This is a genomic window from Cellulomonas sp. (assembly GCF_965229465.1).
Lineage (GTDB): Bacteria > Actinomycetota > Actinomycetes > Actinomycetales > Cellulomonadaceae > Cellulomonas.
Genome location: NZ_OZ245882.1, coordinates 740016 through 764575, shown reverse-complemented (window position 1 = coordinate 764575; position 24560 = coordinate 740016). Strand labels below are relative to the sequence as shown.

The following is a 24560-nucleotide window of genomic DNA, read 5'->3' as shown; positions in this document are numbered from 1 at the left end:
CGGCGGCGGAGGAACACGCGATGAAGGTCAAGCCCAGCGTCAAGAAGATCTGCGACAAGTGCAAGGTGATCCGCCGGCACGGTCGCGTCCAGGTGATCTGCGAGAACCTGCGCCACAAGCAGCGCCAGGGCTGATGCCCTGACGCCGGTCCGTCGGACCAGCAGCTCGACCAGCACCACCGGTTCCCCAGAGGAGTTCCTCTGAGGGACCAGCAAGCGCACAGCCACTCCGGCGATCACTCGTCGGTGCACCCCCGGTCGGAGGCCGGGGCCCGCAGCACGCGGGAGGGCAGTGCGGCAGACCTCCGAAGCAGTGCAGGAGCCACCAGACACATGGCACGTCTTATCGGCGTCGACCTCCCCCGCGAGAAGCGGCTCGAGATCGCGCTCACCTACATCTACGGGGTCGGCCGTACCCGCGCCCAGGCAACTCTGGCCGCGACCGGCATCAGCCCGGACCTGCGCGTGAAGGACCTCGGCGACGCCGAGCTCGTCGCGCTGCGTGACTACCTCGAGGCGAGCTACAAGCTCGAGGGTGACCTTCGCCGTGAGGTCGCTGCGGACATCCGCCGCAAGGTCGAGATCGGCTGCTACGAGGGCCTGCGTCACCGCCGTGGCCTTCCGGTGCGCGGACAGCGCACCAAGACCAACGCGCGTACCCGCAAGGGCCCGAAGCGCACCGTCGCCGGCAAGAAGAAGGCCGGGCGCAAGTAGCCCTCCCGGCTGGCTGCATCCCCGCGATGCGCCGCCCGGTCATCCCCAGCTGATCTCGAGAGAAGAAGAGCATGCCTCCCAAGACCCGTTCCGCCGTGCGCAAGCCGCGCCGCAAGGAGAAGAAGAACGTCTCCCACGGCCAGGCGCACATCAAGAGCACGTTCAACAACACGATCATCTCCATCACCGACCCGACCGGCGCCGTCATCGCGTCGGCCTCGTCGGGCCAGGTGGGCTTCAAGGGCTCGCGCAAGTCGACCCCCTTCGCGGCGCAGCTCGCCGCCGAGGCGGCCGCTCGTCGCGCCCAGGAGCACGGCATGAAGAAGGTCGACGTCTTCGTCAAGGGCCCCGGCTCCGGCCGTGAGACCGCGATCCGCTCGCTCCAGGCGACCGGCCTCGAGGTCGGCTCGATCCAGGACGTGACGCCCCAGGCGCACAACGGCTGCCGTCCGCCGAAGCGCCGTCGCGTCTGACCGTCGGCTCGATCGGGTCGGTGCGCTGCTGCGAGGCGCGCACCGACCCGGACATCCTTACGCCGACCGGGTAGACCGAGACCGGGCCGGCTCGTAGTACTGCGCAGCGTCATATGGCGGACGCCCGCTGAGAGGAAAACACACCGTGCTGATTGCACAGCGCCCCACCCTGACCGAAGAGGTCATCTCGGAGAACCGGTCGCGGTTCTCCATCGAGCCCCTGGAGCCGGGTTTCGGCTACACGCTCGGCAACTCGCTCCGCCGGACGCTGCTGTCCTCCATCCCCGGTGCCGCTGTCACGTCCATCCGGATCGACGGCGTGCTGCACGAGTTCTCCACCGTGCCGGGCGTCAAGGAGGACGTCACCGAGATCATCCTCAACATCAAGCAGCTGGTCGTCTCCTCGGAGAACGACGAGCCCGTGGTGATGTACCTGCGCAAGCAGGGTGCCGGTGAGGTCAGCGCTGCTGACATCGTGCCGCCGGCCGGCGTCGAGGTGCACAACCCCGACCTGCACCTGGCCACGCTGAACGACAAGGGCAAGCTCGAGATCGAGCTGACCGTCGAGCGTGGCCGCGGCTACGTGTCGGCGAACCAGAACAAGTCGTTCGACGCCGAGATCGGCCGCATCCCGGTCGACTCGATCTACTCGCCCGTCCTCAAGGTGACCTACAAGGTCGAGGCGACGCGTGTGGAGCAGCGCACGGACTTCGACAAGCTGGTCGTCGACGTCGAGACCAAGTCGGCCATCGGCCCCCGCGACGCGCTGGCCTCGGCCGGCAAGACGCTGGTCGAGCTGTTCGGGCTGGCCCGTGAGCTCAACATCGAGGCCGAGGGCATCGAGATCGGCCCCTCGCCGACCGACGCTGCGCTCGCCGCCGACCTCGCTCTGCCGATCGAGGACCTCCAGCTGACGATCCGCTCCTACAACTGCCTCAAGCGTGAGGGCATCCACTCCGTGGGTGAGCTCGTCGCGCGCTCCGAGGCCGATCTCCTGGACATCCGCAACTTCGGTGCGAAGTCCATCACGGAGGTCAAGGAGAAGCTGGCCGAGCTCGGTCTGACGCTCAAGGACAGCCCGCTCGACTTCGACCCGTCCGCCACCGCCTACTACGGCGACGACGAGGGCGACTTCGTCGAGGACGAGCAGTACTGACGCCGGGGATGCCCGTGAGGTTGGTCGCTGACCGCCCCACGGGCCGCCCATCACTGGAACTCAAGGAGTAAAGACCATGCCTACGCCCACCAAGGGTCCCCGGCTCGGTGGCGGACCGGCGCACGAGCGGCTGATCCTCGCGAACCTCGCGACGTCGCTGTTCGAGCACAAGCGCATCACGACGACCGAGACGAAGGCCAAGCGCCTCCGTCCGCTCGCCGAGCGCCTGATCACGTTCGCCAAGCGTGGTGACCTGCACGCCCGCCGCCGCGTGATGACCGTCGTCAAGGACAAGTCCGTCGTGCACGTGCTCTTCACCGAGATCGCCCCGGCCGTCGCCGAGCGTCAGGGTGGCTACACGCGCATCACCAAGATCGGCCCCCGCAAGGGCGACAACGCCCCGATGGCCGTCATCGAGCTCGTGCTCGAGCCGCTCTCGCCGAAGCAGGCCGTCGTGAAGGAGGCCACCAAGGCCGCCTCCAAGGCTGCGCCGAAGGCGAAGAAGGCCGACAAGGTCGAGGACAAGCCGGTCGAGGACACGGTCGTGGAGGACGCGCCCGTGGAGGACGCCGTCGTCGAGGACGCGCCCGTCGAGGACGCTCCGGTCGAGACCGCGGACGACGCCGACAAGGCGTGATCTGACAGCAGCACGCAGGAGGCCCGGGACCAGATGGTCCCGGGCCTTCGTGCGTCCGTGGCGCCGCCTAGAGTCGGACGCATGAGCCTGCCGGTCGTCCTGGTGCACGGGCTGCGGACGTCGCGGACCATGTGGCGCGCGCAGGTGGCGGCCCTGGAGCGGGTGGGCCGGCGGGCTGTCGCGGTCGACCTGCCCGGTCACGGCACCCGGATCGGGGAGCCGTTCACGCTGGACGCGGCGGTGGACACGGTCGTCGACGCGATCGACCGCGTCGGGGGACGGGCGTTCGTGGTCGGGCTGTCGCTCGGCGGGTACGTGGGGATCCGGCACGCGGCCCGGCACCCCGACCAGGTCGCGGGGCTGATGGCGGCGTCGTGCTCCACCCGGCCGCACCGGGTGCTCCTGGCGGGGTGGTCGGTCGGGGCGCACGGCATCGCCCGGCTGCCCGACCGCGGCGCGCGCCTGAACCAGCTCCTCGTGGACCTCGCCCTGCCTCCCGAGGGGGCGCGCGACGTCGGGGCCGGCGGGTTCGCCCTGGACGCGACCAACGAGGTCCTGCGCGAGATGACGGTGGCGACGCCCCTGGAGGACCTGGCGCGGATCGAGGCCCCGGTCTGGCTGGTCAACGGCGCGTTCGACCACTTCCGTGGCGAGGAGCGCCGGTTCGTCGCCGCGTGCCGGGACGGTCGCCTGGTGGTGGTGCCGCGCGCGACGCACCTGGTCAACCTCGTCGCCCCGGCGCGGTTCACGCGGGTGCTGCTCGAGGCGGTGGACGAGGTGGAGGAGCGGGCGATGGCACCGGTGGAGTGAGGCGTCAGGCGCCCAGCGACCACGCCCGGACGCCGCCGACGATGCCCGCCTGGTTGGGCACGACCACGACGTCGTCCCCGAGCCTGGCCAGCGTCGCGGGCGTGACCTGTCGGGCGTTCCCGCCACCCAGGTAGAGCCGGTCCCAGACGAACACCGGGCGGAACCCGTCGACCACCCGTCGCACCCGGCGGGACCAGAGCCCGTCGCCGAGGCGGGCGCGCTCGACCTGGCCGACGTACGCGTCGTACGTGGTGCCCCACCGGACGGGCGCGTGCGAGAGCTCCAGGTGGGGCGCGAGGACGCCGCCGTCGAACAGGGCTGTGCCCAGCCCGGTGCCGAGCGTGAGGACCAGCTCGATGCCCGTCCCGGAGATGACGCCGGCGCCGTGCACCTCGGCGTCGTTCAGGACGAGCGTGGGCAGGCCGAGGCGCTCCTGCACGGCCGCCCGGATGTCGCAGCCGGCCCAGGCCGCGAACAGGTCCGGGTCGACCGCGGTGCGCGGTCCGGCGCGCGTGACGTAGTGCGGGGTGGCGACGACGACGCCGTGCCGGATCATCCCCGGCATCCCCACGGTGACGCGGTCGGCGGCCGGCAGACCGGCGGCGATGTCCGCAATCGTGGACACGAGGCGCTCCGGGGGCAGCGGGTACGGCGTCGGCACGCGCACGGCCGGGGCGTGCAGCGTGCCCGCGGCATCCAGGACCGACGCCTTGATGCCTCCACCGCCGCAGTCGACGGCGAGGGTGAACGGGTTGCTGGGCACGGGCCCACGCTAGCGCCGAGTACCGTGTGGGCCCGTGAGCGAACGCCCGGACCCCGCAGTGAAACCCCTAGTCCAACCCGATGAGCAGCACACCGTGCGGTTGAGGCTGGATCTCGCGTACGACGGGACCGGGTTCGCCGGCTGGGCGATCCAGCCCGACCTCCGCACCGTCCAAGGGGTTCTCGAGGCCGCGCTGGGCACGGTCCTGCGCACCGACGGACCGCCGCGCGTCACGGTGGCGGGACGGACGGACTCCGGTGTGCACGCGCGCGGTCAGGTGGCGCACGTCGACATCCCGGTCGGGCTGATCGAGAAGTCCCGCGGACGGTCGCGCCGGCCGGTCGACGAGGTGCTGCTCACCCGGCTCGGCGGGATCCTGCCCCCGGACCTGGTGGTGCACGCGCTGACCCGTGCGGCGGAGGGCTTCGACGCACGGTTCTCCGCCCTGAGCCGGCGCTACGCCTACCGGATCTGCGACGACTCGGCCCGTCGGGACCCGCTGTCCCGCACCCACGTGCTGTGGCACCGTCGCACGCTGGACGTCGACGCGATGGCGGCGGCCGCGAAGCCGATGGTCGGTCGGCACGACTTCGCGTCGTACTGCAAGCCGCGGCCCGGGGCGACGACGATCCGGACGCTCGAGGCGTTCTCGTGGTCGCGGCCCGTCGACGGACCGGACGCGGGGCTGGTCGTCGCCACCGTGCAGGCGGACGCGTTCTGCCACTCGATGGTGCGCTCGCTCGTGGGCGCCAGCCTGGCCGTGGGGGAGGGGCGCGAGGGATCCGGCTGGCCCGCCGAGATGCTCGCGGCCCGGCGGCGCGGGGCGGGGGTGCACGTGGTCGCCCCGCACGGGCTCATGCTCGAGGAGGTGAGCTACCCGGCCGACGAGGAGCTGGCGGCGCGGGCGGTGCTCACGCGTGCGCGGCGGGCGGCCGAGGACCTGCACCACGCGCCGGTTGGCGGCGGGTGCTGCGGCTGAGCCAGGTCAGTCCTCGAGCTTGTCGGTCGGACTGACCCGGCGCTCCGCTGCGGCTCAGTCCTCGATGTCGTCGCGGTACCGGCGGTCGTCGACGTACTCCTCCTCGATGAGGTGCACGGCGGCCTCCTCGGCGCTCGCGGCGCCCCCGGAGATGCCGGCGTCGATGGCAAACCCGTCGGTGCCACCCGCCTCGACGGCTCCGTCGTCCTCGATCAGCCTCCCCGCGCGGAACTCCTCCCGTTCCGGCGTGGGTCGGGCCTCCCACACCTCGGGCTCCTCCTGACCGATCCGCTGGTCGATCGTCTCGCGGTGCGCCTCTTCCCACGGTGTCTCGCCGTAGTGGTTCGAGCGCGGCCGGAGCGGCACGGTGTAGCCCTCGTCGAGGAGGTCCTCGACACCGCGGTCCATCAGCGTGTCCTCGCTGGAGAGCTGGTCGGTGTCGCCCTCGCTGTCGAGCTCGGGGTCAGGGCTGGTGCCGGAGGTGTCGCTCATGACTCCGACGATAGACCGAGCACCCCCGCTCGGCAGCGAGGGCGTGCGTCGCGCGCCACACCCAATGAGGTGGGCCGCCGTGCGAGCGGCAGGGACACTGGGGTCATGGGCCATCTCGACATCGGCGGCATCGGGTACTTCCTGCCCGACGGACGCCCCCTGCTCGACGACGTGACGTTCCGGGTGGCCGACGGCGCGCGCGTCGCCCTCGTCGGCCCCAACGGCGCCGGAAAGACCACCCTGCTGCGGATCGTCGCCGGGGACGAGGCCCCGCACGCGGGCTCCATCGGACGCAGCGGCGGCCTGGGGATCATGCGCCAGGACATCGGTCGCATCGACGACGACCGGTCGATCCGGGACCTGCTCGCCTCGCTCGCGTCGCCGGCCGTCCGGGATGCGGCGGTCGAGCTCGCGGCGGCGGAGCTGGCCATCATGGAGACCGACGACGAGCCCGCGCAGATGCGGTACGCCCAGGCGCTGGTCGACTGGGCCGACGTCGGTGGCTACGAGTCCGAGGCCGGCTGGGACCGGGTGACCGACGCCGTCCTGTCCATCCCGTTCGACGCGGTCCAGCACCGCGAGGTGCGCACCCTGTCCGGTGGCGAGCAGAAGCGGCTCGTCCTCGAGGCGCTCCTGCGCGGTCCCGACGAGGTGCTGCTGCTCGACGAGCCGGACAACGCCCTGGACGTGCCGACGAAGCGGTGGCTCGAGGACAGGCTGCGGGCGTCGAACAAGACCGTGCTGTTCGTGAGCCACGACCGCGAGATGCTCGCGCGCGTGGCCACGCAGGTGGCGACCCTGGAGCCGGGTGTCATGGGGGCCGCGGTCTGGGTGCACGGCGGCGGCTTCGCGTCGTACCACCAGGCGCGCGAGGACCGGCGGTCGCGCCTCGAGGAGCTGCTGCGGCGCTGGGAGGAGGAGCACGCCAAGCTCAAGGACCTCGTGCTCACCCTGCGCACCAAGGCGGCGTTCAACGACGGCCTGGCGTCGCGGTACTCCGCCGCGCAGACGCGGTTGCGCAAGTTCGAGGAGGCCGGCCCGCCGACGCTGCTGGCGCGTGAGCAGAACGTCAAGGTCCGGCTGCGCGGCGGTCGCACCGCCAAGCGCGCGGTCGTCGCGACGGGCCTGGAGCTCACCGGACTGATGCACCCGTTCGACCTGGAGGTCTGGTTCGGCGAGCGCGTGGCCGTCCTCGGGTCGAACGGGTCGGGCAAGTCCCACTTCCTGCGGCTGCTCGCCGCCGGCGGGAGCGACCCGAGCCCCGAGCACGAGCCCGCGGACGACCTCCCGGTGGAGCCCGTGAAGCACACCGGCAAGGTCGTGCTGGGGCCGCGGGTCCGGCCCGGCTGGTTCGCGCAGAACCACGGTCACCCCGAGCTCGTCGGACGCACGCTGCTGGAGATCCTGCACCGCGGTGAGGGGCACCGGGCGGGCCTCGGCCGCGAGCAGGCCAGCAAGGCCCTCGACCGGTACGAGCTCGTCTCCGCGGCCGAGCAGCGCTACGAGACGCTCTCGGGTGGCCAGCAGGCGCGCCTCCAGATCCTGCTGCTGGAGCTCGGGGGAGCGACGCTGCTGCTGCTCGACGAGCCGACCGACAACCTGGACCTGCACTCCGCCGAGGCGCTCGAGACCGGGCTGGCGGCGTTCGAGGGGACCGTGCTGGCGGTGACGCACGACCGCTGGTTCACGCGGACGTTCGACCGGTTCCTGGTGTTCGGTGCCGACGGCGACGTGGTCGAGACGCCGGAGCCGGTGTGGGACTCCGGCCGGGTGGACCGGGTGCGCTGACCGTCGTCCTCTGACCCGTCACACCAGGAGCAGGACGGCGAGCGTCGCCATCACCACCGCGATGGCGACGTCCAGCACCTGCCAGGCCCGCGGGCGGGCGAACACCGGCCGCAGGTAGGTCGCCCCGAACCCGAGGGCCGTGAACCAGGCGACGCTCGCCACGACAGCGCCGGCACCGAACGCCCACGCTCCGGGGTCGTGCTGGTGCGCGAGCGAGCCCAGGAGCACGACGGTGTCGAGGTAGACGTGCGGGTTGAGGAACGTGAGCGCCAGGCACGTCGTGAGCACCGCACCCAGGGCAGCGGGACCCTCCGTCGCGGGGTCCAGACGCTCCGGGCGGCGCGCTCTGCGGGCGGCGCCGACGGCGAGCACGAGCAGGAACGCCGCGCCGGCGTAGCGGGTGACGGTCAGGACGGTCGGGTGGGAGGTCACGAGGGCTCCCAGGCCGGCGATGCCCGCGGCGATCAACAGCGCGTCGGCGGCCGCGCACACCGCCACGACGGGCAGCACGTGCTCCCGGCGGATGCCCTGCCGGAGCACGAACGCGTTCTGCGCGCCGATCGCGACGATGAGGGACAAGCCGGTGAGGAAGCCCGCGAGGGCGGCGGAGGTCACGGGACGACGGTAGGCAGCCCATGCCATGAAGACCAGTTCAGGTTCCTGGCGAAGCGTTAGGATCTCTCATGTGGCGTTCGACGCGGACCAGCTGAGCGCCCTCGCGGCCGTGGTGCACGAGGGCAGCTTCGACGCGGCCGCGCGGCGTCTGCACGTGACCCCGTCGGCGGTCAGCCAGCGCATCAAGGCGCTCGAGCAGCAGGTGGGACGCGTGCTGGTGCTGCGCACGCGTCCGTGCCGGCCCACCGAGGACGGCGAGGTGCTCGTACGCCTGGCCGGCCAGGTGGAGCTCCTGGGGCGTGACGCGATGGGACTGCTGGTACCGGCGCCGGGAGGCTCGCGGGCCCGACCGGCCACGCGCAGGCTCCCCGTGGCCGTGAACGACGACTCCATGTCCACGTGGTTCCCCGCTGCGGTCGCCGACCTGCCCCCCGACGTCCTGCTCGACCTGCGGCGCGAGGACCAGGACCTGTCCGCCGACCTGCTCCGGGACGGCACGGTGATGGCCGCGGTCACCGCCGACCCGCGCGCCGTGCAGGGCTGCCGGGTCCGCCGGCTGGGCGCGATGCGGTACCTCGCCGTCGCGGCACCGGAGCGAGCGGAGCGCTGGTTCGCCGACGGGCTCGGTGCGGAGGTGTTCGCGGCGGCGCCCCTCCTGGCGTTCAACAGGGAGGATGGCCTGCAGGAACGCTTCGTCGCCTCGGTCGTCGGCCGCCGCACGGTGACCCCGCGCGTGCACTACGTGCCGTCGCAGTCGGCGTTCGTGGGGCTGGTCGAGGCCGGGCTCGGGTGGGGGATGGTGCCGGAGGTGGCCGCGGCCGAGCGGATCGCCGCGGGCGCCCTGGTGGAGATCCGGGCCGGACGGCACCTCGACGTGCCGCTGTACTGGCAGCACTGGGCGCTGCGCACGCCGACGCTGGACGACCTGACCGAGCGGGTGGTCCAGGCGGCGTCTGCGGCGCTGCGGCCGGTGCGACGCCACGGGCCGCCCGCCACCGCGGGGCGGGAGGGGTGACGCGTTTTGACCCTCCGGCGCAGCGGCGGTTACCCTGGTGACTCGTTGTGCGTCCCCGTTCCGGCGGCTGCCAGTGCCTCTCAGCACTCAGCACCGAGCCAGAACGGCAAGGCTGGTGCGTTCCCGCTCGCCGCCCGGATGCCGACGGGAGCATTCCATCGGCGGACCCGCACCCTGCGGAGTCCCGCCGCGACAAGATTCGCAACGAAACGAAGGCTGACGACCGTGCGCACGTACACACCGAAGCCCGGCGACGTCGAGCGGACCTGGCACATCATCGACGCGAACGATGTCGTCCTGGGTCGCCTGGCCACACATGTGGCCACGTTGCTGCGCGGCAAGCACAAGGCCACTTTTGCCCCCCACGTCGACGGCGGTGACTTTGTCATCGTCATCAACGCGGCCAAGGTGGCACTGACCGGCAACAAGCGCGAGAACAAGCTCGCGTACCGCCACTCCGGATACCCGGGTGGCCTGCGCGCCGTGGCCTACTCCGATCTTCTGGAGAAGCACCCCGAGCGCGCGATCGAGAAGGCTGTCCGCGGCATGCTCCCCAAGAGCTCCCTCGCGCGCCAGCAGCTCACCAAGCTCAAGGTCTACGCCGGTGCGGAGCACCCGCACGCGGCGCAGCAGCCGAAGCCCTTCGAGATCACCCAGGTCTCTCAGCAGGCGTGAGCCGGCTGAGTACAGAGAACAAGGACGCGAGGACACCAGTGGCAGAGACCACGGTCGACATCGACCTCGAGGGCGATGACACCCCCACCAGCTACACCTCCGAGACGGCAGCCCCCACGGGCCGCGGTCAGAGCATCACGGCACCGGCGAACGCGCTCGGCCGTCGCAAGGAGGCCATCGCGCGAGTGCGCCTGGTCCCCGGCACCGGTCAGTGGAAGGTCAACGGGCGCACGCTCGAGGACTACTTCCCGAACAAGGTGCACCAGCAGCTCGTGAACTCCCCGTTCAAGCTGGTCGACGTCGAGGGTCGTTTCGACGTCGTCGCGCGCATCACCGGCGGTGGCGTGAGCGGCCAGGCCGGCGCGCTGCGCCTGGGCATCGCCCGTGCGCTGAACGCGATCGACGAGGAGCACAACCGCCCGGCCCTGAAGAAGGCCGGCTTCCTGACCCGCGACGCCCGCGTCGTGGAGCGCAAGAAGGCCGGTCTCAAGAAGGCCCGCAAGGCACCGCAGTACTCGAAGCGCTGATCACGCGTCTTCGGCCCGATGGCCCCGCCGGTCTTTCGACCAGCGGGGCCATCGGCATGTCTGCGACCATCAGCGAGGGCGGACGCGCGGGGTATGCATCAGCAGCGCCGTGCCGCCAGGACGAAGGAGTCTGACCATGGGCCGACTGTTCGGTACCGACGGCGTGCGCGGGCTCGCCAACCGGGACGTGACCGCCGAGCTGGCGCTCGACCTCTCGGTCGCGGCCGCCCACGTGCTGGGCTCGCTGGGCCAGTTCGAGGGGCACCGTCCTCGCGCGATCGTCGGGCGTGACTCGCGCGCGTCGGGGGAGTTCCTCGCCGCGGCCGTGTCCGCCGGTCTGGCGTCGGCCGGCGTGGACGTCAACAACGTCGGCGTGCTGCCGACGCCCGCGGTCGCCTTCCTCACCGCGGCGCTCGGTGTCGACATCGGCGTCGTGCTCTCGGCGTCGCACAACCCGATGCCCGACAACGGGATCAAGTTCCTGGCACGCGGCGGGCACAAGCTCGACGACGAGCTCGAGGCCGCCATCGAGGCGCGGATGGGCGAGGACTGGGAGCGGCCGCTCGGCGGCGCCGTCGGGCGGATCCGCGTCGACACAGGCCGTGCGGGTGAGCAGTACATCGAGCACCTGGTCGGGACCATCGACGTGCCGCTGACGGGCCTGCGCATCGCCGTCGACTGCGCGAACGGTGCCGCGAGCGAGGTCGGGCCGGCGACGCTGCGGGCGGCCGGGGCCGACGTCGTCGTCATCAACGCCTCGCCCGACGGCCGCAACATCAACGAGAAGTGCGGCTCGACGCACCCCGAGCAGCTCCAGGCCGCGGTCGTGGCCTCGGAGGCCGACCTCGGGGTGGCGTTCGACGGCGACGCGGACCGGTGCCTGGCGGTCGACGCCGCGGGGAACCTGGTGGACGGCGACCAGATCATGGGCATCCTCGCGATCGCCATGCGCGACCGGGGTGACCTGGTGGACAACACCCTGGTCACCACGGTGATGAGCAACCTCGGCCTCAAGCTGGCCATGACCGAGGCCGGCATCGCCACGATCGACACGGCGGTCGGCGACCGGTACGTGCTCGAGGCCATGCGCGCCGGCGGCTACTCTCTCGGGGGCGAGCAGTCCGGGCACATCATCATGGCGGCGCACGCGACCACCGGCGACGGCGTCCTGACCGCGCTCCAGCTGGCCGCCCGCGTGGCCGCGACCGGAGCGACCATCGCCGACCTGGCGGGCGTCGTCCGTCGCCTCCCGCAGACGCTGGTCAACGTGCCGGGGGTGGACAAGGGCCGGGCGAACACCGACGAGCGGCTGCTCGACGCGGTCCGGTCGGCGGAGGAGGGCCTCGGCCGGACGGGGCGCGTGCTGCTGCGGTCGTCGGGCACCGAGGACCTCGTGCGCGTGATGGTCGAGGCGGGCACGCAGTCGGAGGCGGACCGCGTCGCCCACGAGCTCGCCGACGTCGTCCAGCACCGGCTGGCGCTCTAGTGCCCTCGGGGCCCCAGTGGGACCAGGCGCTGCGCGACGTCGCGCTCTGGATCATCGAGTCGGGCACGCGCTCGCCCGAGGGCGTGGCGCCGATCGTGCAGGCCGGGCACCCGGCGCTGCGCGCGGTGGCGACGCCGTACGACGGTCAGCTGTCGGACGAGGAGCTCGCGGTGCTCGTCGACGTGATGCACCGGACCATGCGGGCGGCGCCCGGGGTCGGGCTCGCCGCGCCGCAGCTCGGTCTGCCCCTGGCGCTCGCCGTGCTCGAGGACCCGGGCTCGATCTCGCCGGAGCACGCCGAGGTGCGGGAGCGTGCACCGCTGCCCTTCCGTGTGCTGGTGAACCCGCGGTACTCGCCGGTGGGGGACGAGCGGGTGTCGTTCTACGAGGGCTGCCTGAGCGTGGTCGGCTACCAGGCGGTGGTCGCCCGTGCGCGTCGGGTGCACCTGACGGGTGCCGACGAGCACGGCGCCGCGGTCGACGAGGTCGTCGAGGGCTGGTCCGCGCGGATCGTCCAGCACGAGACCGACCACCTGGGCGGGATGCTGTACCTGGACCGTGCGGAGCTGCGCTCGCTCGCGGCGACCGACGAGTTCGGCGCCCGCTGGTCCGCCGAGCCCGTCCCCGAGGCGGCCGCCCGTGCCCTCTCCTTCCCGCTGGCCTGAACAAGGGCCTGAGGGGGGACCCGGGGTCCGACCCCGGGAGGAATAGGGGCTGCACCAGGGATGAACCGGGGGTCACCCCTATGTCTTCCGGGCGTCGTCGCGACTTACCGTGGAGCACGACACCGGACGGACCAACCGACGGTGCACGACGCAGGAGCTGATGTCACGTGCTGGAGGGGTGGGCCCTGGCCCTCGTAGGTTCCCCGTGGATCTTCGTCGTGCTCTACCTGTTCGCCACGATCGACGGCTTCTTCCCCCCGATCCCGAGCGAGTCCATCGTGATCGCGCTGTCGGTGGTCTCGATGGCGGAGGGCCGGCCCAACCTGGCGCTCATCATGCTCGTCGCGGCTGCCGGCGCGTGGACCGGTGACCAGATCGCCTACCAGATCGGTACCAAGGTCAAGGTGCGCGAGCTGCGGCTGCTGCGGACCCGGCGCGGGCAGGCGGCCGTCGACTGGGCGGAGAACGCCCTGGCCAACCGCGGCGCCGCGTTCATCATCGCGGCGCGCTACATCCCGGTCGGCCGGGTGGCCGTCAACATGACCGCCGGTGCCGTGAAGTACAACCGTCGCCGGTTCATGGGCCTCACCGCCATCGCGGCCGTGACGTGGGGCGCCTACTCGTCGCTCATCGGCATCGGCGCGGGCGCGTGGTTGCACAACCACACGATGGTCGCCGTGGTGGTCGGGGTGATCGGTGGCCTGGTGATCGGCGTCATCGTCGACTGGATCCTGCGCAAGTTCACCGGACCTCGCACGCTCGCGCCGGCCCCGGCGCTCCGGACGACCGTCGAGAGCACCGAGCGGGAGACCGAGACCGCCCCTCCGGTCACAGGACGCTCACGATCCGACCCCGCCGCCTAACGATCCGGTCTCACCCGGTCATTTCCCCCATGACTGTGCTTACTCTCTGACTGTGCCGACGTCGCTGTCGGTGCTCCCGTGCCTGTCCACACCCCCGGGGGTGGCCGTCGGCATGGGCGGAACAGGCAGGGGGGCGAGATGGGCGTGCGTGCGCGGTGGGCCGTCGGCCTCGCCCTGCCCGTGGCCCTCGTGGCGGGGCTGGCGTCGTGCGGCTCGCCCGAGCCCGCGGCCGACTCCCCGACCGCCGTCGTCGCTCCGGCGGCCGACTGCCTGTCCGCGCGCGTGCTCGCCGACCTGGGCCTCGTCGCGGCAGGTGGGGCAGCCGAGACCGGCACCCCGCACGCCGACGCCCCCGAGCCCGGACGCGTCCCCGACGGGTTCCAGGCGGCGAGCGTGGTCGTCTGCTCGCCGGGAGGCACGCTGCACGACTCGTCCGGCACGTGGGTGGCCCTCACCGCGAGCTGGCGCGAGGGTGATCTCGCGCCGCTCGTCGCCGCCCTGCGACGTCCGTCGGCCCCCCGTGGGGGCACCTGCAGCACGGCCGCGGTCCTCCCGCCGGCCCTGTGGCTGGTCGACGCCCTGGGTCAGGCCATCCGGCCGGTGTGGCCCACGGACCGCTGCGGATCCCCGCAGCCGGCGGTCTCGGCCGCCCTCGACGCGCTCGAGGAGACGGACAGCGAGCAGTACCCGGTGCGGCTCATCTCGCCCGCGGGCACGCCCACCGCGAGTCCCTGAGCTACAGCTTGCGGAGCCGGACCCGCTCCACCGAGTGGTCGCTCCCCTTCGCAAGCACGAGGGTCGCCCGGCTGCGGGTGGGCAGGATGTTCTGCACCAGGTTGGGCTCGTTGATCGAGCCCCAGATCCCCTCGGCGAGCTCGACCGCCTCGTGGTCGCTCAGCGCCGCGTACCGGTGGAAGTACGACTCCGGCCGGGCGAACGCGGTCTCCCGGAGGGTCAGGAACCGGTCGACGTACCAGCGGCGGACGTCGCTGGTCCGGGCGTCCACGTAGATCGAGAAGTCGAAGAAGTCGCTGACCGCGAGGTTCGACGTGCCCTCGGCGGTCGGTCGGGCGGGCTGGAGCACGTTGAGCCCCTCGACGATGAGCACGTCGGGCCGGTTCACGACGGTCTCGCGGCCCGGGATGATGTCGTAGGTCAGGTGGTCGTAGACCGGCGCGCGGACCTCGGGGCGTCCGGCCTTCACCTTGGACACGAAGCGCAGCAGGGCGCGGCGGTCGTACGACTCCGGGAAGCCCTTGCGGTCCATCAGCCCGCGGCGCTCCAGCTCGGCGTTCGGGTAGAGGAAGCCGTCGGTGGTGATCAGCTGGACGCGGGGCGTCGCGGGCCAGCGGGCGAGGAGCTCGCGCAGCAGGCGGGCGGTGGTGGACTTGCCGACCGCGACGGAGCCGGCCACGCCGATGACGAACGGGGTCCCGCCGACGTCCTCGCGCAAGAACGTGCTCGACGCCGCGTGCAGACCGCGGGTGGCCTCGATGTGCAGGTCCAGCAGGCGGGAGATCGGCCGGTAGATGGCGTCGACCTCGGCCAGGTCGATCGGGTCGCCGAGGCCGGCGAGGCGCTCCACGTCCGCGTCGGTCAGGGGCAGCGGGGTGGACGCGGAGAGCCGCGTCCAGGCGTCGCGGTCCAGGTCGACGTAGGGCGTGGCCGGGGTCAGCGACGGTGGCACGGTGACGATTGTGCCTGAGCGGCGGACAGGAGGCGCACCGGGAGACGGTCGGGCGCCCCGGTAGACTCCCCGCCATGTGTGGAATCGTCGGTTACGTCGGTAGCCAGGTAGCCAGCGATCATCCGCTGGACGTCGTGCTGGAGGGCCTGCGGCGGCTCGAGTACCGCGGGTACGACTCCGCGGGCGTCGCGCTCGTCAGCCCCGACGGCAAGCTCGCGACCGCGAAGAAGGCGGGCAAGCTGGCCAACCTCGTCGAGGAGCTCGACCTGCGACCGCTCCCGGTCTCGACCGCGGCCATCGGGCACACGCGGTGGGCGACGCACGGCGGCCCGACCGACGTGAACGCGCACCCGCACGTGGCCGGCAAGCTCGCCGTGATCCACAACGGCATCGTGGAGAACTTCGCCTCCCTCAAGGCGGGTCTGGTGGCCGAGGGCGTCGAGTTCCTCTCGGAGACCGACACCGAGGTCGCCGCGCAGCTCATCGCGCGCGCCTATGAGGCCACCGGCGACCTCACCGCGGCGATGACCGAGGTCGCCCGCTCGCTGCACGGCACGTTCACCCTGCTGGCCGTGCACGAGGACGCGCCGGACGTCGTGGTGGGCGCCCGGCACGACTCCCCGCTGGTGGTCGGCATCGGCGAGGGCGAGAACTTCCTCGGCTCCGATGTCGCGGCGTTCATCTCGCACACGCGCGAGGCCCTCGAGCTGGGGCAGGACCAGGTGGTGACCATCACCCCCGACTCCGTCTCGGTCACCGGGTTCGACGGGCTGCCGGCGCAGGCACGCCGGTACACCGTCGACTGGGACGCCGCCGCCGCCGAGAAGGGTGGCTTCGCGTCGTTCATGGACAAGGAGATCCACGACCAGCCGCACGCCGTCGCGGACACCCTGCTGGGCCGCACCGACGCCCGCGGGCGCCTGGTGCTCGACGAGGTCCGGATCGACGAGTCCGTGCTGCGGTCGGTCGACAAGATCGTCGTCGTCGCCTGCGGCACCGCCGCCTACGCCGGCCACGTGGCCAAGTACGCGATCGAGCACTGGTGCCGGATCCCCGTCGAGGTGGAGCTGGCGCACGAGTTCCGGTACCGCGACCCCGTGGTCAACGAGCGGACGCTGGTGGTCGCCGTGTCGCAGTCCGGGGAGACCATGGACACGCTCATGGCCGTGCGGCACGCGCGCGAGCAGGGCGCCAAGGTGCTGGCGCTGGTGAACACGCACGGGTCGACCATCCCGCGCGAGGCGGACGCGGTCCTCTACACGCACGCCGGCCCGGAGATCGCGGTGGCGTCCACCAAGGCGTTCCTGGCCCAGATCACCGCCGCGTACCTGCTGGGGCTGTACCTCGCGCAGCTGCGCGGCAACAAGTACGCCGACGAGGTGGCGGAGATCCTCACCGAGCTGCGGGCCATGCCCGACAAGATCCAGCAGGTGCTGGACCGCGCGGACCGGGTGCGGCAGACGGCGCGGTCGATGGTGGACACCACCTCCGTGCTGTTCCTGGGCCGGCACGTCGGGTTCCCGGTGGCGATGGAGGGTGCGCTCAAGCTCAAGGAGCTCGCCTACATCCACGCCGAGGGGTTCGCCGCCGGGGAGCTCAAGCACGGCCCGATCGCGCTGATCGAGGAGGGGCAGCCGGTGTTCGTCATCGTGCCCTCGCCCCGCGGCCGCGACTCGCTGCACTCCAAGGTGGTCTCCAACATCCAGGAGATCCGCGCCCGTGGCGCGCGCACGCTGGTGATCGCCGAGGACGGCGACACGGACGTGCTGCCGTACGCGGACGAGGTGTTCTACGTCCCGCAGTCGCCCACCCTGCTGGCGCCCCTGCTCGCCGTGGTGCCGCTCCAGATCTTCGCGTGCGAGCTGGCCACCGCCAAGGGGCTCGACGTGGACCAGCCGCGCAACCTCGCGAAGTCCGTCACGGTCGAGTGATGCCCGCATGAGCCCAGCGTGATCATCGGCGTCGGGATCGACGTCGTCGACGTCGCGCGGTTCGTCGACACCCTGCACCGGGTGCCCGCGCTGCGCGACCGGCTGTTCACGCCCGAGGAGCGGCAGATGCCGGAGACCTCCCTGGCTGCGCGGTTCGCGGCCAAGGAGGCGATCGCCAAGGCGCTGGGCGCTCCCGCCGGGATGAGCTGGCAGGACGCGACCGTGCGCCGGATCTCCGGGGCGCAGCCGGTGGTGGAGGTGGTCGGCACGGTGGCCGCCGCGGCGGCCGCGCTCGGCGTGGACCGGTTCCACCTGTCCATCTCCCACGACGCCGGCATCGCGTCCGCCGTGGTGGTCGCCGAGCGCGACTGACGTCTCAGCGCAGCGCGGGGACGACCTCGTTCTCGAACAGCTCGATGCCCGAGCGGTCGTAGGCGGCCTCCGCGAAGTACGTGATCGCGTAGGTCATGCCGAGCGCCTGGAGGGCCTGGAGCTTCTCGACGATCTGCTCGGGGGTCCCCACCAGCGGGCCGTTGCGGAAGTCCTCCGCGACCTCGGCCGCCTTGGCGGGGACGGTGTTGCTGAGGTGCTCCTCGACCCACGCGATGCGGTCGTCGACCTCGGCCTGCGTGGACCCGATGACCACGTTGTAGTTGGCGGACCTGGTGATCTCCTCGAACGGCCTGCCGATGGCCTCGCAGTGGCCGCGCAGGATCTCCGACTTGTGCGCGAAGGCCTCGGGAGCGCCGGCGAAGTTGGTGTACTGCGCGTGCTCGGCGGCGATGCGCAGCGTCTTCTTCTCGCCGCCTCCCGCGATCCACAGCGGCGGTCCGTCCACCTGGAGGGGCAGCGGCGACAGCTGGGCGCCGTCGACCTGGTAGTGCGTGCCGTCCAGCGTCGCGGTGCCGTTGGTCCACATCTGCTTGAAGATCTGCACGCCCTCGTCGAGCATCGCGATCCGGGTGCCGGCGGACGGGAAGCCGTAGCCGTACGCGAGCCACTCGTGCTCGTACCAGCCGGCGCCGATGCCCATCTCGACGCGGCCGCCCGAGATGATGTCCGCGGTCGTCGCCACCTTGGCCAGGTAGGCCGGGTTGCGGTACGCCATGCAGGTGCACATCTGGCCCAGCCGGACGCGGCTGGTCGAGGCGGCGAACGCGTTGATGAGGCTCCAGGCCTCGTGGGTGGCCTCGCCGTTCGGCTCCGGCACCGCGTGGAAGTGGTCGTAGACCCAGATCGAGTCGTAGGCGGTGCCCTCGTCGGCGTGCTTGGCCAGGCCGCTCATGGTCTGCCAGTGGTCGCGGGGGTCGATGCCGGTGAGGTCCTGCCGCCAGCCCTGAGGGATGAAGAGTCCGAAGCGCATGCCGGGCACGTTACCTGCGGATCCGGCGGCGTGCGCCCGCTCCGGTCGAATCGATCCGAACAGACAGCCGACCCACCGACCCACCAGGATGAGAGTCGTGCTGCAGACCTGGACCTCCGCGCAGGTGCGCGCTGCTGAGCAACCCCTGCTGGCTGCGGGCGTCCCGTTGATGGAGCGCGCCGCGTTCGCCCTGCACGCGCACACGGCCGCCGCGCTGCGGGAGCGCCGGGGCGGCGTGGCCGGTGCGCGGGTGGTCGTGCTCGTCGGACCGGGCAACAACGGGGGCGACGCCCTGTACGCCGGCGCGCTGCTGGCCCGCCGCGGCGTCGACGTCCGTGCGGTGCTGACCGCGGCGCGCGCCCACGAGGCGGGGCTGGCGGCGCTGCTGCGAGCCGGCGGCCGTGCGGTGCACCTCGCGGAGCCGGTCGACGAGGTCGCGGCGCTCGCGGCCGACGCCGACGCCGTGATCGACGGCCTGCTCGGCATCGGGGCCGAGGGTTCCGGACTCCGCGGGGTTGCCGGCGCGCTCGTCGAGGCGATCGTCGCGCTCGGCCGACCGTACGTCGTCGCGGTGGACCTGCCGTCGGGCCTGGGGGTCGACGACGGGCGCCGCGACGGCGTCGTGCTCGACGCCGACCTCACGGTGACGTTCGGCGCCGCGAAGCCCTGCCTGCTGCTGCCCCCGGGCGCCCGGGCGGCGGGGCGGGTGGTGCTGGTCGACCTCGGCCTCGAGCCTGCCGGAGCCCCCGAGGTGGTCCGGCTCGACCCGTCCGACGTCGCCGACCTCTGGCCCGTGCCGGCTCCGGACGCGCACAAGTACACCCGGGGGGTCCTCGGGGTCGTGGCCGGCTCGCGGGCCTACCAGGGCGCCGCCGTGCTCACCACGGGTGCGGCCGTCCGCACGGGCCTCGGCATGGTGCGGTACCTGGGCGACGCCGGTGACGCCGTCGTCGCGGCGCACCCGGAGGTGGTCGTCGGCCACGGGCGGGTGCAGGCGTGGGTGTTCGGGCCGGGGGTCTCGCCGGACGACGCCGGGCAGCGCCGGCGGATCGAGTACGCGTTCGAGCACGTGCTGGAGCGCGGCGAGGCTGCGGTGGTCGACGCCGGTGCCCTGGAGCTGTTGCCGCCGCACGTCGGGCCCCACGCGGTGCTCACGCCCCACGCGGGGGAGCTGGCTCGCGTGCTGACCCAGCGGGGCGAGCAGGTTGACCGGGCCGCGATCGAGGCGGAGCCGCTGCGCTGGGCACGCCGCGCCCACGAGCTGACGGGCGCGACGGTCCTGCTGAAGGGGCCGGTGACCGTCGTCGCGGGGGCGCAGGGGGCGGCGTACGCGCAGGCGGACGCACCGGCCTGGCTCTCGACCGCGGGGGCGGGGGACGTGCTGGCCGGCGTGCTCGGGGCCTTGCTCGCCGGCCGGGTGGAGGACGTGCACGACGACCCCTCGCTCGCGGCCGCGCTCGCCGCGACGGCCGCGCTCGTGCACGGACGCGCCGCGCACCGCGCCAACCCCGGCGGCCCGATCAGCGCGCTGGCGGTGGCGGACGCCCTGCCGGGCACGATCGCGGAGGTCCTCGCCGGATGACGCTCACCCCCGAGCTGCGGGCCCGCGTGGACGTCCTGCTCGCGAGCGGGCCGCGTCGCCTCCTCGGCATCGTGGGAGCGCCGGGCGCCGGGAAGTCGACCGTGGCCGCCCAGGTGGTCACCGCGGTCGGGCCCACCGCGGTCGCCGTGCCCATGGACGGGTTCCACCTCGCGCAGACCGAGCTCGAGCGGATCGGCCGCGCGGACCGCAAGGGAGCGCCGGACACGTTCGACGCGGACGGCTTCGTCGCGCTGCTGGCCCGCCTGCGGGACCCGGCCCGGACGGTCTACGCGCCCGAGTACCGCCGTGACCTGCGCAACCCCGTCGCGGGCGCCATCGCGGTCCCGCCGGAGGTCCGGCTGGTGGTGGTGGAGGGCAACTACCTGCTGCTCGCCGACCACGGGTTCGCTCCGGTGGCGGACCTGCTCGACGAGACGTGGTTCCTCGCGCCCGACGACGGGCTGCGGCTGGACCGGCTGGTGGCGCGGCACGAGGCGTTCGGCAAGTCGCCGGACGCCGCCCGGGCGTGGTCGCACGGTCCCGACGAGCGCAACGCCCGGCTCGTCGCGGCGACTGCCGGGCGTGCCGACGTGATCGTCCGTCCCACCTGACGGACGGTGCGAGACTGGGCGCCGTGAGCTATCCCGCACGCGCTGTCGTCGACCTCGCGGCCGTCCGCGCCAACGTCCGGTCACTGGCCGCCCACGCACCGACCGCCCAGGTGATGGCCGTCGTGAAGGCTGACGGCTACGGGCACGGCCTCGTGCCGACGGCCACGGCCGCCCTGGCCGGGGGTGCCACCTGGCTCGGCGCCGCGCAGGTGGACGAGGCCCTCGCCCTGCGGCGCGCGGGGATCGCGGACGCCCGGGTGCTCACGTGGCTGTACGCACCCGGTGCTCCCCTGCGCGAGGCCGTCGAGGCGGACATCGACGTCTCGGTCTCCGCGCCGTGGGCCCTGGCCGAGCTGGTTGCCGCCGCGCGGGCCTCGGGCCGGACCGCGCGCGCCCACCTCAAGGTCGACACCGGCCTGGGTCGGAACGGGCTGACGCCGGGCGACCTGGCGGAGCTGCTCCCCGAGGTCCTGCGCCTGCGAGCGGAGGGCGCGGTCCAGGTGGTCGGGTTGTGGAGCCACTTCGCGTTCGCCGACGAGCCCGAGCACCCGACCGTCAAGCTCCAGGCCGAGGTGTTCGCGGAGACCCTCGAGACGGTCGAGCGCGCCGGCGTGACCCTCGAGGTCCGGCACCTGGCCAACTCGGCGGCCACGCTCACCACGCCGGCCGCCCACTACGACCTGGTGCGGCCGGGCATCGCGGTCTACGGGCTGTCGCCGGTGCCGCAGCTCGGCGGCCCGGACGACTTCGGGCTCGTGCCCGCGATGACGCTGGAGGCCGAGCTGGCGAACGTCAAGCGCGTCCCCGCCGGCCAGGGCGTCTCGTACGCGCACCAGTACGAGACCCCGCAGGACACCGTGCTCGGCCTGGTGCCCCTCGGGTATGCCGACGGCATCCCGCGGCACGCGTCGGGCACGCAGGAGCGCCCCGGTGGACCGGTGCGGGTGGGCGGTCGCACGCTCGGGGTGGCCGGCCGGGTGTGCATGGACCAGGTGGTGCTCGACCTCGGCCCGGGAGCCACGGAGCAGGCCGGCGACCGGGTCGAGCTCTTCGGCACCGGGCACGACGGCGGGCCGACCGCGGAGGACTGGGCGCGCGCCGCGGGGACCATCTCGTACGAGATCGTCACCCGGGTGGGAGCGCGGGTCCCGCGGGTGCACGTCGACAGCGAGGTCCCGGCATGAGCGCCGTCACGGTCCGGCTGCCCGACGCCGATGCCACCCGCGCGTACGGCCGCGCGCTCGCGGGCGTGCTGCGGGCGGGGGACCTCGTCGTGCTCACCGGCGACCTCGGCGCGGGCAAGACGACGCTCACGCAGGGGATCGGGGCCGGGCTGCACGTGCGCGGGCAGGTGGCGTCGCCGACATTCATCATCGCCCGCGAGCACCCGCCGGTCCCGCGCGAGGACGGCTCCACCGGTCCGACGCTCGTGCACGTCGACGCGTACCGGCTCGGCTCGCTCGACGAGGTGGACGCCCTCGACCTCGACGCGAGCCTGGAGGAGGCCGTGACCGTGGTCGAGTGGGGCGAGGGCTGGGTGGAGTCGCTCGCGCAGGACCGCCTCGAGGTCGTCCTGGCTCGCCCTCGCGGCGGTGCGCTGACCGACGACGACCTCGACGACGCCGCCGCGGGCGAGCGTGTGGTCACCGTGCGCGCCGTGGGTGAACGCTGGGCGGACGTCGCGCTGCCCGACGCCGACCCGGTGGCAGGCTGAGCGCCGTGCCCGTCCTCGCCCTCGACACCTCCGCCGCCGTCGCGGTGGCCCTGACCGACGACGCCGGGGTGGTCCTCGCCGCCCGCTCCGACGCGCAGCAGCGGCACCACGCCGAGCTGCTGACACCGATGATCGCCGACGTCCTGGCCGAGGCCGGCGTGGACCGGAGCGAGCTCACCGCGGTGGTCGTCGGCACCGGTCCCGCCCCGTTCACGGGTCTCCGGGTGGGCCTCGTCACGGCCCGCACCCTCGCGCTCGCGCTCGGCATCCCGGTGCACGGCGTCCCGAGCCTCGACGCGGTGGCGCTCCGGGCGTCCCGCGCCCTGCCGCCCGGCACGGACGTGCTCGTGGCCACCGACGCCCGCCGCCGCGAGGTCTACTGGGCGTTGTACCGGCTGGTCGAGCCGGGCGTGATCGACGTGCTCGCCGGCCCGGAGGTCGCGGCACCCGCCGACGTCGCTGCCGACCCGCGCACCGCGGGCGCCGTGGCGATCGGGCGCGGAGCGCTCCTGTACGCCGAGGTGCTCAGCGCTGGTACGACCGACGTCCTCGACCCCGACCCCGCCGACCTCGCGCGACTGGCGCTGGCGCGGACCGCGGCCGGTCAGGTGCTCGGCACCGAGCCGCTGTACCTGCGCCGCCCGGACGCCGTCCCGCAGGCGGCCCGCAAGCGCGTGCTGGGATGACCGGGCAGCCGGTCGAGGTCGTCGTCCGCCCCCTGCGCCCGGCGGACCTGCCGGCCCTGATGCGCATGGAGGTCGAGCTGTTCGAGGCGGCCGCCTGGTCGCCCGAGAGCCTGGCCTCCGAGATCGGGGGACCCGGGCGGTGGTACGTGGGGGCGGTCGTCGACGGCGAGCTGGTCGGGTACGCAGGGCTGTGGTTCGACGGGTTCGACGCGCAGGTGATGACCATCGGCACCGACGGACGGTTCCAGGGGCGCGGGCTCGGCCGACGGATGCTGGAGAACCTGCTGGACCGCGCCCGCACGCTGGGTGCCGCGGTGGTGCTCCTCGAGGTGCGCGTGGACAACGACCCCGCCATCCACCTGTACGAGAGCGTGGGCTTCGAGAAGCTCGGGATGCGCCGGGCCTACTACCAACCGGGCAACATCGACGCGTGGACGATGCGCCTGGCGCTGCGCCACGACGAGGGGGGACCTGCATGACCAGGGACGCGGTCATCGTGGACGCCGAGGGCCTGGCGGCGGCGCTCGCGGGCGACGAGCCCCCGGTGCTGCTGGACGTGCGCTGGGCGCTGGGGCAGACCGACGGGCACGAGCAGTATCTGGCGGGGCACCTGCCGGGCGCGGTCTTCGTGGACCTGGACACCGAGCTGGCCGCGCCGCCGACCCCGCGGGACGGTCGGCACCCGCTGCCCGACCTCGCCCGGCTCGAGGTCGACGCACGCCGCTGGGGCGTCTCCGGCGACCGTGCGGTCGTGGCCTACGACGCCGCCGGCGGGATGTCGGCGGCCCGCGTCTGGTGGCTGCTGCGCTGGGCCGGCCTCAGGGACGTGCGACTGCTGGACGGCGGGCTCGCCGCGTGGACCGCGGCGGGGTTCGCCCTCGAGGCCGGGTCGGTGACCGCGGAGCCGGGGGACGTCGTGCTGGTCCCCGGTGCGCTGGCGACGATCGACGCCGACGAGGCCGCGGCCTGGACCGGCTCCCTGCTCGACGCGCGCGCGGCCGAGCGGTACGCCGGTGACGTCGAGCCGGTCGACCCGCGTGCGGGGCACATCCCGGGGGCGATCTCGGTGCCGACCGCCGCCAACGTCGGCGCCGACGGGACGTTCCTGCCCGACGAGGAGCTGCGCGCGCGGTTCGCGGGGGTGGATGGACCGGTCGCTGTGTACTGCGGGTCCGGGGTGACCGCCGCGCACGAGGTCGCCGCGCTCGCCTCGATCGGCGTCGAGGCGGCGCTGTACCCGGGCTCGTGGTCGCAGTGGTCGAACGACCCCGCACGCCCGGTGGAGACGGGGAAGGCCGCGACCCCCGGGGGGATCGCGGCCTCCTGAGC

Annotated in this window: 29 protein-coding genes; 24 read left to right on the top strand and 5 right to left on the bottom strand. The window is 73.2% G+C overall.

Annotation, left to right across the window (positions count from 1 at the left end; genetic code table 11):
• The first annotated feature begins 20 nt into the window (after window positions 1–20).
• The 6 genes from rpmJ to ACO06A_RS03560 all read left to right on the top strand — a co-directional run bounded on the left by rpmJ (window position 21) and on the right by ACO06A_RS03560 (window position 3789).
• Window positions 21–134 carry a 50S ribosomal protein L36 gene (gene rpmJ / locus ACO06A_RS03585; RefSeq protein WP_013117849.1) on the top strand — a complete coding sequence of 38 codons (114 nt, stop codon included), beginning with the start codon at window positions 21–23 and terminating at the stop codon, window positions 132–134.
• 198 nt (window positions 135–332) lie between these two features.
• Window positions 333–713 carry a 30S ribosomal protein S13 gene (gene rpsM, locus ACO06A_RS03580; protein WP_056088956.1) on the top strand — a complete coding sequence of 127 codons (381 nt, stop codon included), beginning with the start codon at window positions 333–335 and terminating at the stop codon, window positions 711–713.
• A 71-nt stretch (window positions 714–784) separates the two neighbouring features.
• The gene (gene rpsK, locus ACO06A_RS03575) at window positions 785–1186 is read left to right on the top strand and encodes a 30S ribosomal protein S11 (RefSeq protein WP_055912186.1); all 402 of its coding nucleotides are present in this window, start codon (window positions 785–787) and stop codon (window positions 1184–1186) included.
• 145 nt (window positions 1187–1331) lie between these two features.
• Entirely contained in the window at window positions 1332–2342 is a 1011-nt protein-coding gene (locus ACO06A_RS03570; RefSeq protein ID WP_056088961.1) for a DNA-directed RNA polymerase subunit alpha, read from the top strand.
• A 76-nt stretch (window positions 2343–2418) separates the two neighbouring features.
• Complete coding sequence (rplQ, locus tag ACO06A_RS03565) at window positions 2419–2979, top strand: 50S ribosomal protein L17 (protein ID WP_421734711.1); 561 nt, start codon at window positions 2419–2421, stop codon at window positions 2977–2979.
• A gap of 81 nt (window positions 2980–3060) precedes the next feature.
• On the top strand, window positions 3061–3789 hold the full coding sequence (locus ACO06A_RS03560) for an alpha/beta fold hydrolase (protein WP_421734710.1): 729 nt from the start codon (window positions 3061–3063) through the stop codon (window positions 3787–3789).
• Window positions 3790–3793: 4 nt separating this feature from the next.
• Here the strand turns inward: ACO06A_RS03560 and ACO06A_RS03555 are convergent, their stop codons facing one another.
• Window positions 3794–4552, bottom strand: coding sequence for an ROK family protein (locus tag ACO06A_RS03555; protein WP_421734709.1), 759 nt, complete (start codon window positions 4550–4552; stop codon window positions 3794–3796).
• 94 nt (window positions 4553–4646) lie between these two features.
• On the opposite strand from ACO06A_RS03555, the gene truA reads away from it, so the two are divergent.
• Window positions 4647–5531, top strand: coding sequence for a tRNA pseudouridine(38-40) synthase TruA (gene truA / locus ACO06A_RS03550; protein ID WP_421734708.1), 885 nt, complete (start codon window positions 4647–4649; stop codon window positions 5529–5531).
• A gap of 54 nt (window positions 5532–5585) precedes the next feature.
• On the opposite strand, the gene ACO06A_RS03545 is transcribed toward truA, so the two are convergent.
• A complete protein-coding gene (locus ACO06A_RS03545; RefSeq protein WP_421734707.1) occupies window positions 5586–6023 on the bottom strand; it encodes a DUF5709 domain-containing protein in 438 nt (145 codons plus the stop codon).
• Window positions 6024–6128: 105 nt separating this feature from the next.
• On the opposite strand from ACO06A_RS03545, the gene ACO06A_RS03540 reads away from it, so the two are divergent.
• Window positions 6129–7811 carry an ABC-F family ATP-binding cassette domain-containing protein gene (locus tag ACO06A_RS03540; protein ID WP_421734706.1) on the top strand — a complete coding sequence of 561 codons (1683 nt, stop codon included), beginning with the start codon at window positions 6129–6131 and terminating at the stop codon, window positions 7809–7811.
• A gap of 18 nt (window positions 7812–7829) precedes the next feature.
• On the opposite strand, the gene ACO06A_RS03535 is transcribed toward ACO06A_RS03540, so the two are convergent.
• Window positions 7830–8426 (bottom strand): LysE/ArgO family amino acid transporter, encoded by a 597-nt coding sequence (locus ACO06A_RS03535; protein ID WP_421734705.1) that lies wholly within the window; start codon window positions 8424–8426, stop codon window positions 7830–7832.
• Between the two features lie 70 nt (window positions 8427–8496).
• Here ACO06A_RS03535 and ACO06A_RS03530 point away from each other — a divergent pair, with 70 nt between their 5' ends.
• The 7 genes from ACO06A_RS03530 (at window position 8497) to ACO06A_RS03500 (ending at window position 14392) form a co-directional block, all read left to right on the top strand.
• Window positions 8497–9441, top strand: a complete 945-nt coding sequence (locus ACO06A_RS03530) for a LysR family transcriptional regulator ArgP (RefSeq protein ID WP_421734704.1) — start codon at window positions 8497–8499, stop codon at window positions 9439–9441.
• 225 nt (window positions 9442–9666) lie between these two features.
• Window positions 9667–10116: a 50S ribosomal protein L13 gene (rplM, locus tag ACO06A_RS03525; protein ID WP_175348026.1), complete on the top strand. Its 450-nt coding sequence runs from the start codon at window positions 9667–9669 to the stop codon at window positions 10114–10116.
• Window positions 10117–10154: 38 nt separating this feature from the next.
• Window positions 10155–10643, top strand: a complete 489-nt coding sequence (gene rpsI, locus ACO06A_RS03520) for a 30S ribosomal protein S9 (RefSeq protein ID WP_056088985.1) — start codon at window positions 10155–10157, stop codon at window positions 10641–10643.
• 136 nt (window positions 10644–10779) lie between these two features.
• Window positions 10780–12129 carry a phosphoglucosamine mutase gene (glmM, locus tag ACO06A_RS03515; RefSeq protein ID WP_421734703.1) on the top strand — a complete coding sequence of 450 codons (1350 nt, stop codon included), beginning with the start codon at window positions 10780–10782 and terminating at the stop codon, window positions 12127–12129.
• A gap of 29 nt (window positions 12130–12158) precedes the next feature.
• A complete protein-coding gene (locus ACO06A_RS03510) occupies window positions 12159–12794 on the top strand; it encodes a peptide deformylase (RefSeq protein WP_421736006.1) in 636 nt (211 codons plus the stop codon).
• A gap of 167 nt (window positions 12795–12961) precedes the next feature.
• Window positions 12962–13657: a DedA family protein gene (locus ACO06A_RS03505; protein WP_421734702.1), complete on the top strand. Its 696-nt coding sequence runs from the start codon at window positions 12962–12964 to the stop codon at window positions 13655–13657.
• Between the two features lie 138 nt (window positions 13658–13795).
• Window positions 13796–14392, top strand: a complete 597-nt coding sequence (locus ACO06A_RS03500) for a hypothetical protein (protein WP_421734701.1) — start codon at window positions 13796–13798, stop codon at window positions 14390–14392.
• A 1-nt stretch (window position 14393) separates the two neighbouring features.
• Here ACO06A_RS03500 and coaA read toward each other — a convergent pair whose 3' ends face one another.
• Window positions 14394–15344, bottom strand: a complete 951-nt coding sequence (gene coaA, locus ACO06A_RS03495) for a type I pantothenate kinase (RefSeq protein WP_421734700.1) — start codon at window positions 15342–15344, stop codon at window positions 14394–14396.
• Window positions 15345–15418: 74 nt separating this feature from the next.
• Here coaA and glmS point away from each other — a divergent pair, with 74 nt between their 5' ends.
• Window positions 15419–17275 carry a glutamine--fructose-6-phosphate transaminase (isomerizing) gene (gene glmS, locus ACO06A_RS03490; protein ID WP_421734699.1) on the top strand — a complete coding sequence of 619 codons (1857 nt, stop codon included), beginning with the start codon at window positions 15419–15421 and terminating at the stop codon, window positions 17273–17275.
• Window positions 17276–17293: 18 nt separating this feature from the next.
• Window positions 17294–17647 carry a holo-ACP synthase gene (locus tag ACO06A_RS03485; protein WP_175348031.1) on the top strand — a complete coding sequence of 118 codons (354 nt, stop codon included), beginning with the start codon at window positions 17294–17296 and terminating at the stop codon, window positions 17645–17647.
• Between the two features lie 4 nt (window positions 17648–17651).
• On the opposite strand, the gene ACO06A_RS03480 is transcribed toward ACO06A_RS03485, so the two are convergent.
• Window positions 17652–18638, bottom strand: coding sequence for an LLM class F420-dependent oxidoreductase (locus ACO06A_RS03480; protein ID WP_421734698.1), 987 nt, complete (start codon window positions 18636–18638; stop codon window positions 17652–17654).
• A 97-nt stretch (window positions 18639–18735) separates the two neighbouring features.
• Here ACO06A_RS03480 and ACO06A_RS03475 point away from each other — a divergent pair, with 97 nt between their 5' ends.
• Genes ACO06A_RS03475 through ACO06A_RS03445 form a run of 7 tightly spaced genes read left to right on the top strand, consistent with a single transcriptional unit; the run spans window position 18736 to window position 24558 of the window.
• The gene (locus ACO06A_RS03475) at window positions 18736–20220 is read left to right on the top strand and encodes an NAD(P)H-hydrate epimerase (RefSeq protein WP_421734697.1); all 1485 of its coding nucleotides are present in this window, start codon (window positions 18736–18738) and stop codon (window positions 20218–20220) included.
• Complete coding sequence (locus tag ACO06A_RS03470) at window positions 20217–20831, top strand: nucleoside/nucleotide kinase family protein (protein ID WP_421734696.1); 615 nt, start codon at window positions 20217–20219, stop codon at window positions 20829–20831. The genes ACO06A_RS03475 and ACO06A_RS03470 overlap by 4 nt, the downstream gene beginning before the upstream one ends.
• 23 nt (window positions 20832–20854) lie before the next feature.
• A complete protein-coding gene (alr, locus tag ACO06A_RS03465; protein WP_421734695.1) occupies window positions 20855–22015 on the top strand; it encodes an alanine racemase in 1161 nt (386 codons plus the stop codon).
• Window positions 22012–22545 carry a tRNA (adenosine(37)-N6)-threonylcarbamoyltransferase complex ATPase subunit type 1 TsaE gene (gene tsaE / locus ACO06A_RS03460; RefSeq protein WP_421734694.1) on the top strand — a complete coding sequence of 178 codons (534 nt, stop codon included), beginning with the start codon at window positions 22012–22014 and terminating at the stop codon, window positions 22543–22545. The genes alr and tsaE overlap by 4 nt, the downstream gene beginning before the upstream one ends.
• Before the next feature lie 5 nt (window positions 22546–22550).
• Window positions 22551–23231, top strand: a complete 681-nt coding sequence (gene tsaB, locus ACO06A_RS03455) for a tRNA (adenosine(37)-N6)-threonylcarbamoyltransferase complex dimerization subunit type 1 TsaB (RefSeq protein WP_421734693.1) — start codon at window positions 22551–22553, stop codon at window positions 23229–23231.
• Window positions 23228–23710, top strand: a complete 483-nt coding sequence (gene rimI / locus ACO06A_RS03450) for a ribosomal protein S18-alanine N-acetyltransferase (RefSeq protein WP_421734692.1) — start codon at window positions 23228–23230, stop codon at window positions 23708–23710. Before tsaB ends, rimI begins: the two co-directional genes overlap by 4 nt.
• Window positions 23707–24558 (top strand): sulfurtransferase, encoded by an 852-nt coding sequence (locus ACO06A_RS03445; protein ID WP_421734691.1) that lies wholly within the window; start codon window positions 23707–23709, stop codon window positions 24556–24558. Before rimI ends, ACO06A_RS03445 begins: the two co-directional genes overlap by 4 nt.
• Window positions 24559–24560 lie beyond the last annotated feature (2 nt).

Coding starts and splice junctions, on each gene's coding strand:
- rpmJ (WP_013117849.1), top strand. CDS start 21: ATGAAGGTCAAGCCCAGCGTCAAGAAGATCTGCGACAAGTGCAAGGTG.
- rpsM (WP_056088956.1), top strand. CDS start 333: ATGGCACGTCTTATCGGCGTCGACCTCCCCCGCGAGAAGCGGCTCGAG.
- rpsK (WP_055912186.1), top strand. CDS start 785: ATGCCTCCCAAGACCCGTTCCGCCGTGCGCAAGCCGCGCCGCAAGGAG.
- rplQ (WP_421734711.1), top strand. CDS start 2,419: ATGCCTACGCCCACCAAGGGTCCCCGGCTCGGTGGCGGACCGGCGCAC.
- ACO06A_RS03560 (WP_421734710.1), top strand. CDS start 3,061: ATGAGCCTGCCGGTCGTCCTGGTGCACGGGCTGCGGACGTCGCGGACC.
- ACO06A_RS03545 (WP_421734707.1), bottom strand. CDS start 6,023: ATGAGCGACACCTCCGGCACCAGCCCTGACCCCGAGCTCGACAGCGAG.
- ACO06A_RS03540 (WP_421734706.1), top strand. CDS start 6,129: ATGGGCCATCTCGACATCGGCGGCATCGGGTACTTCCTGCCCGACGGA.
- glmM (WP_421734703.1), top strand. CDS start 10,780: ATGGGCCGACTGTTCGGTACCGACGGCGTGCGCGGGCTCGCCAACCGG.
- ACO06A_RS03500 (WP_421734701.1), top strand. CDS start 13,796: ATGGGCGTGCGTGCGCGGTGGGCCGTCGGCCTCGCCCTGCCCGTGGCC.
- glmS (WP_421734699.1), top strand. CDS start 15,419: ATGTGTGGAATCGTCGGTTACGTCGGTAGCCAGGTAGCCAGCGATCAT.
- ACO06A_RS03480 (WP_421734698.1), bottom strand. CDS start 18,638: ATGCGCTTCGGACTCTTCATCCCTCAGGGCTGGCGGCAGGACCTCACC.
- ACO06A_RS03470 (WP_421734696.1), top strand. CDS start 20,217: ATGACGCTCACCCCCGAGCTGCGGGCCCGCGTGGACGTCCTGCTCGCG.
- tsaE (WP_421734694.1), top strand. CDS start 22,012: ATGAGCGCCGTCACGGTCCGGCTGCCCGACGCCGATGCCACCCGCGCG.
- rimI (WP_421734692.1), top strand. CDS start 23,228: ATGACCGGGCAGCCGGTCGAGGTCGTCGTCCGCCCCCTGCGCCCGGCG.
- ACO06A_RS03445 (WP_421734691.1), top strand. CDS start 23,707: ATGACCAGGGACGCGGTCATCGTGGACGCCGAGGGCCTGGCGGCGGCG.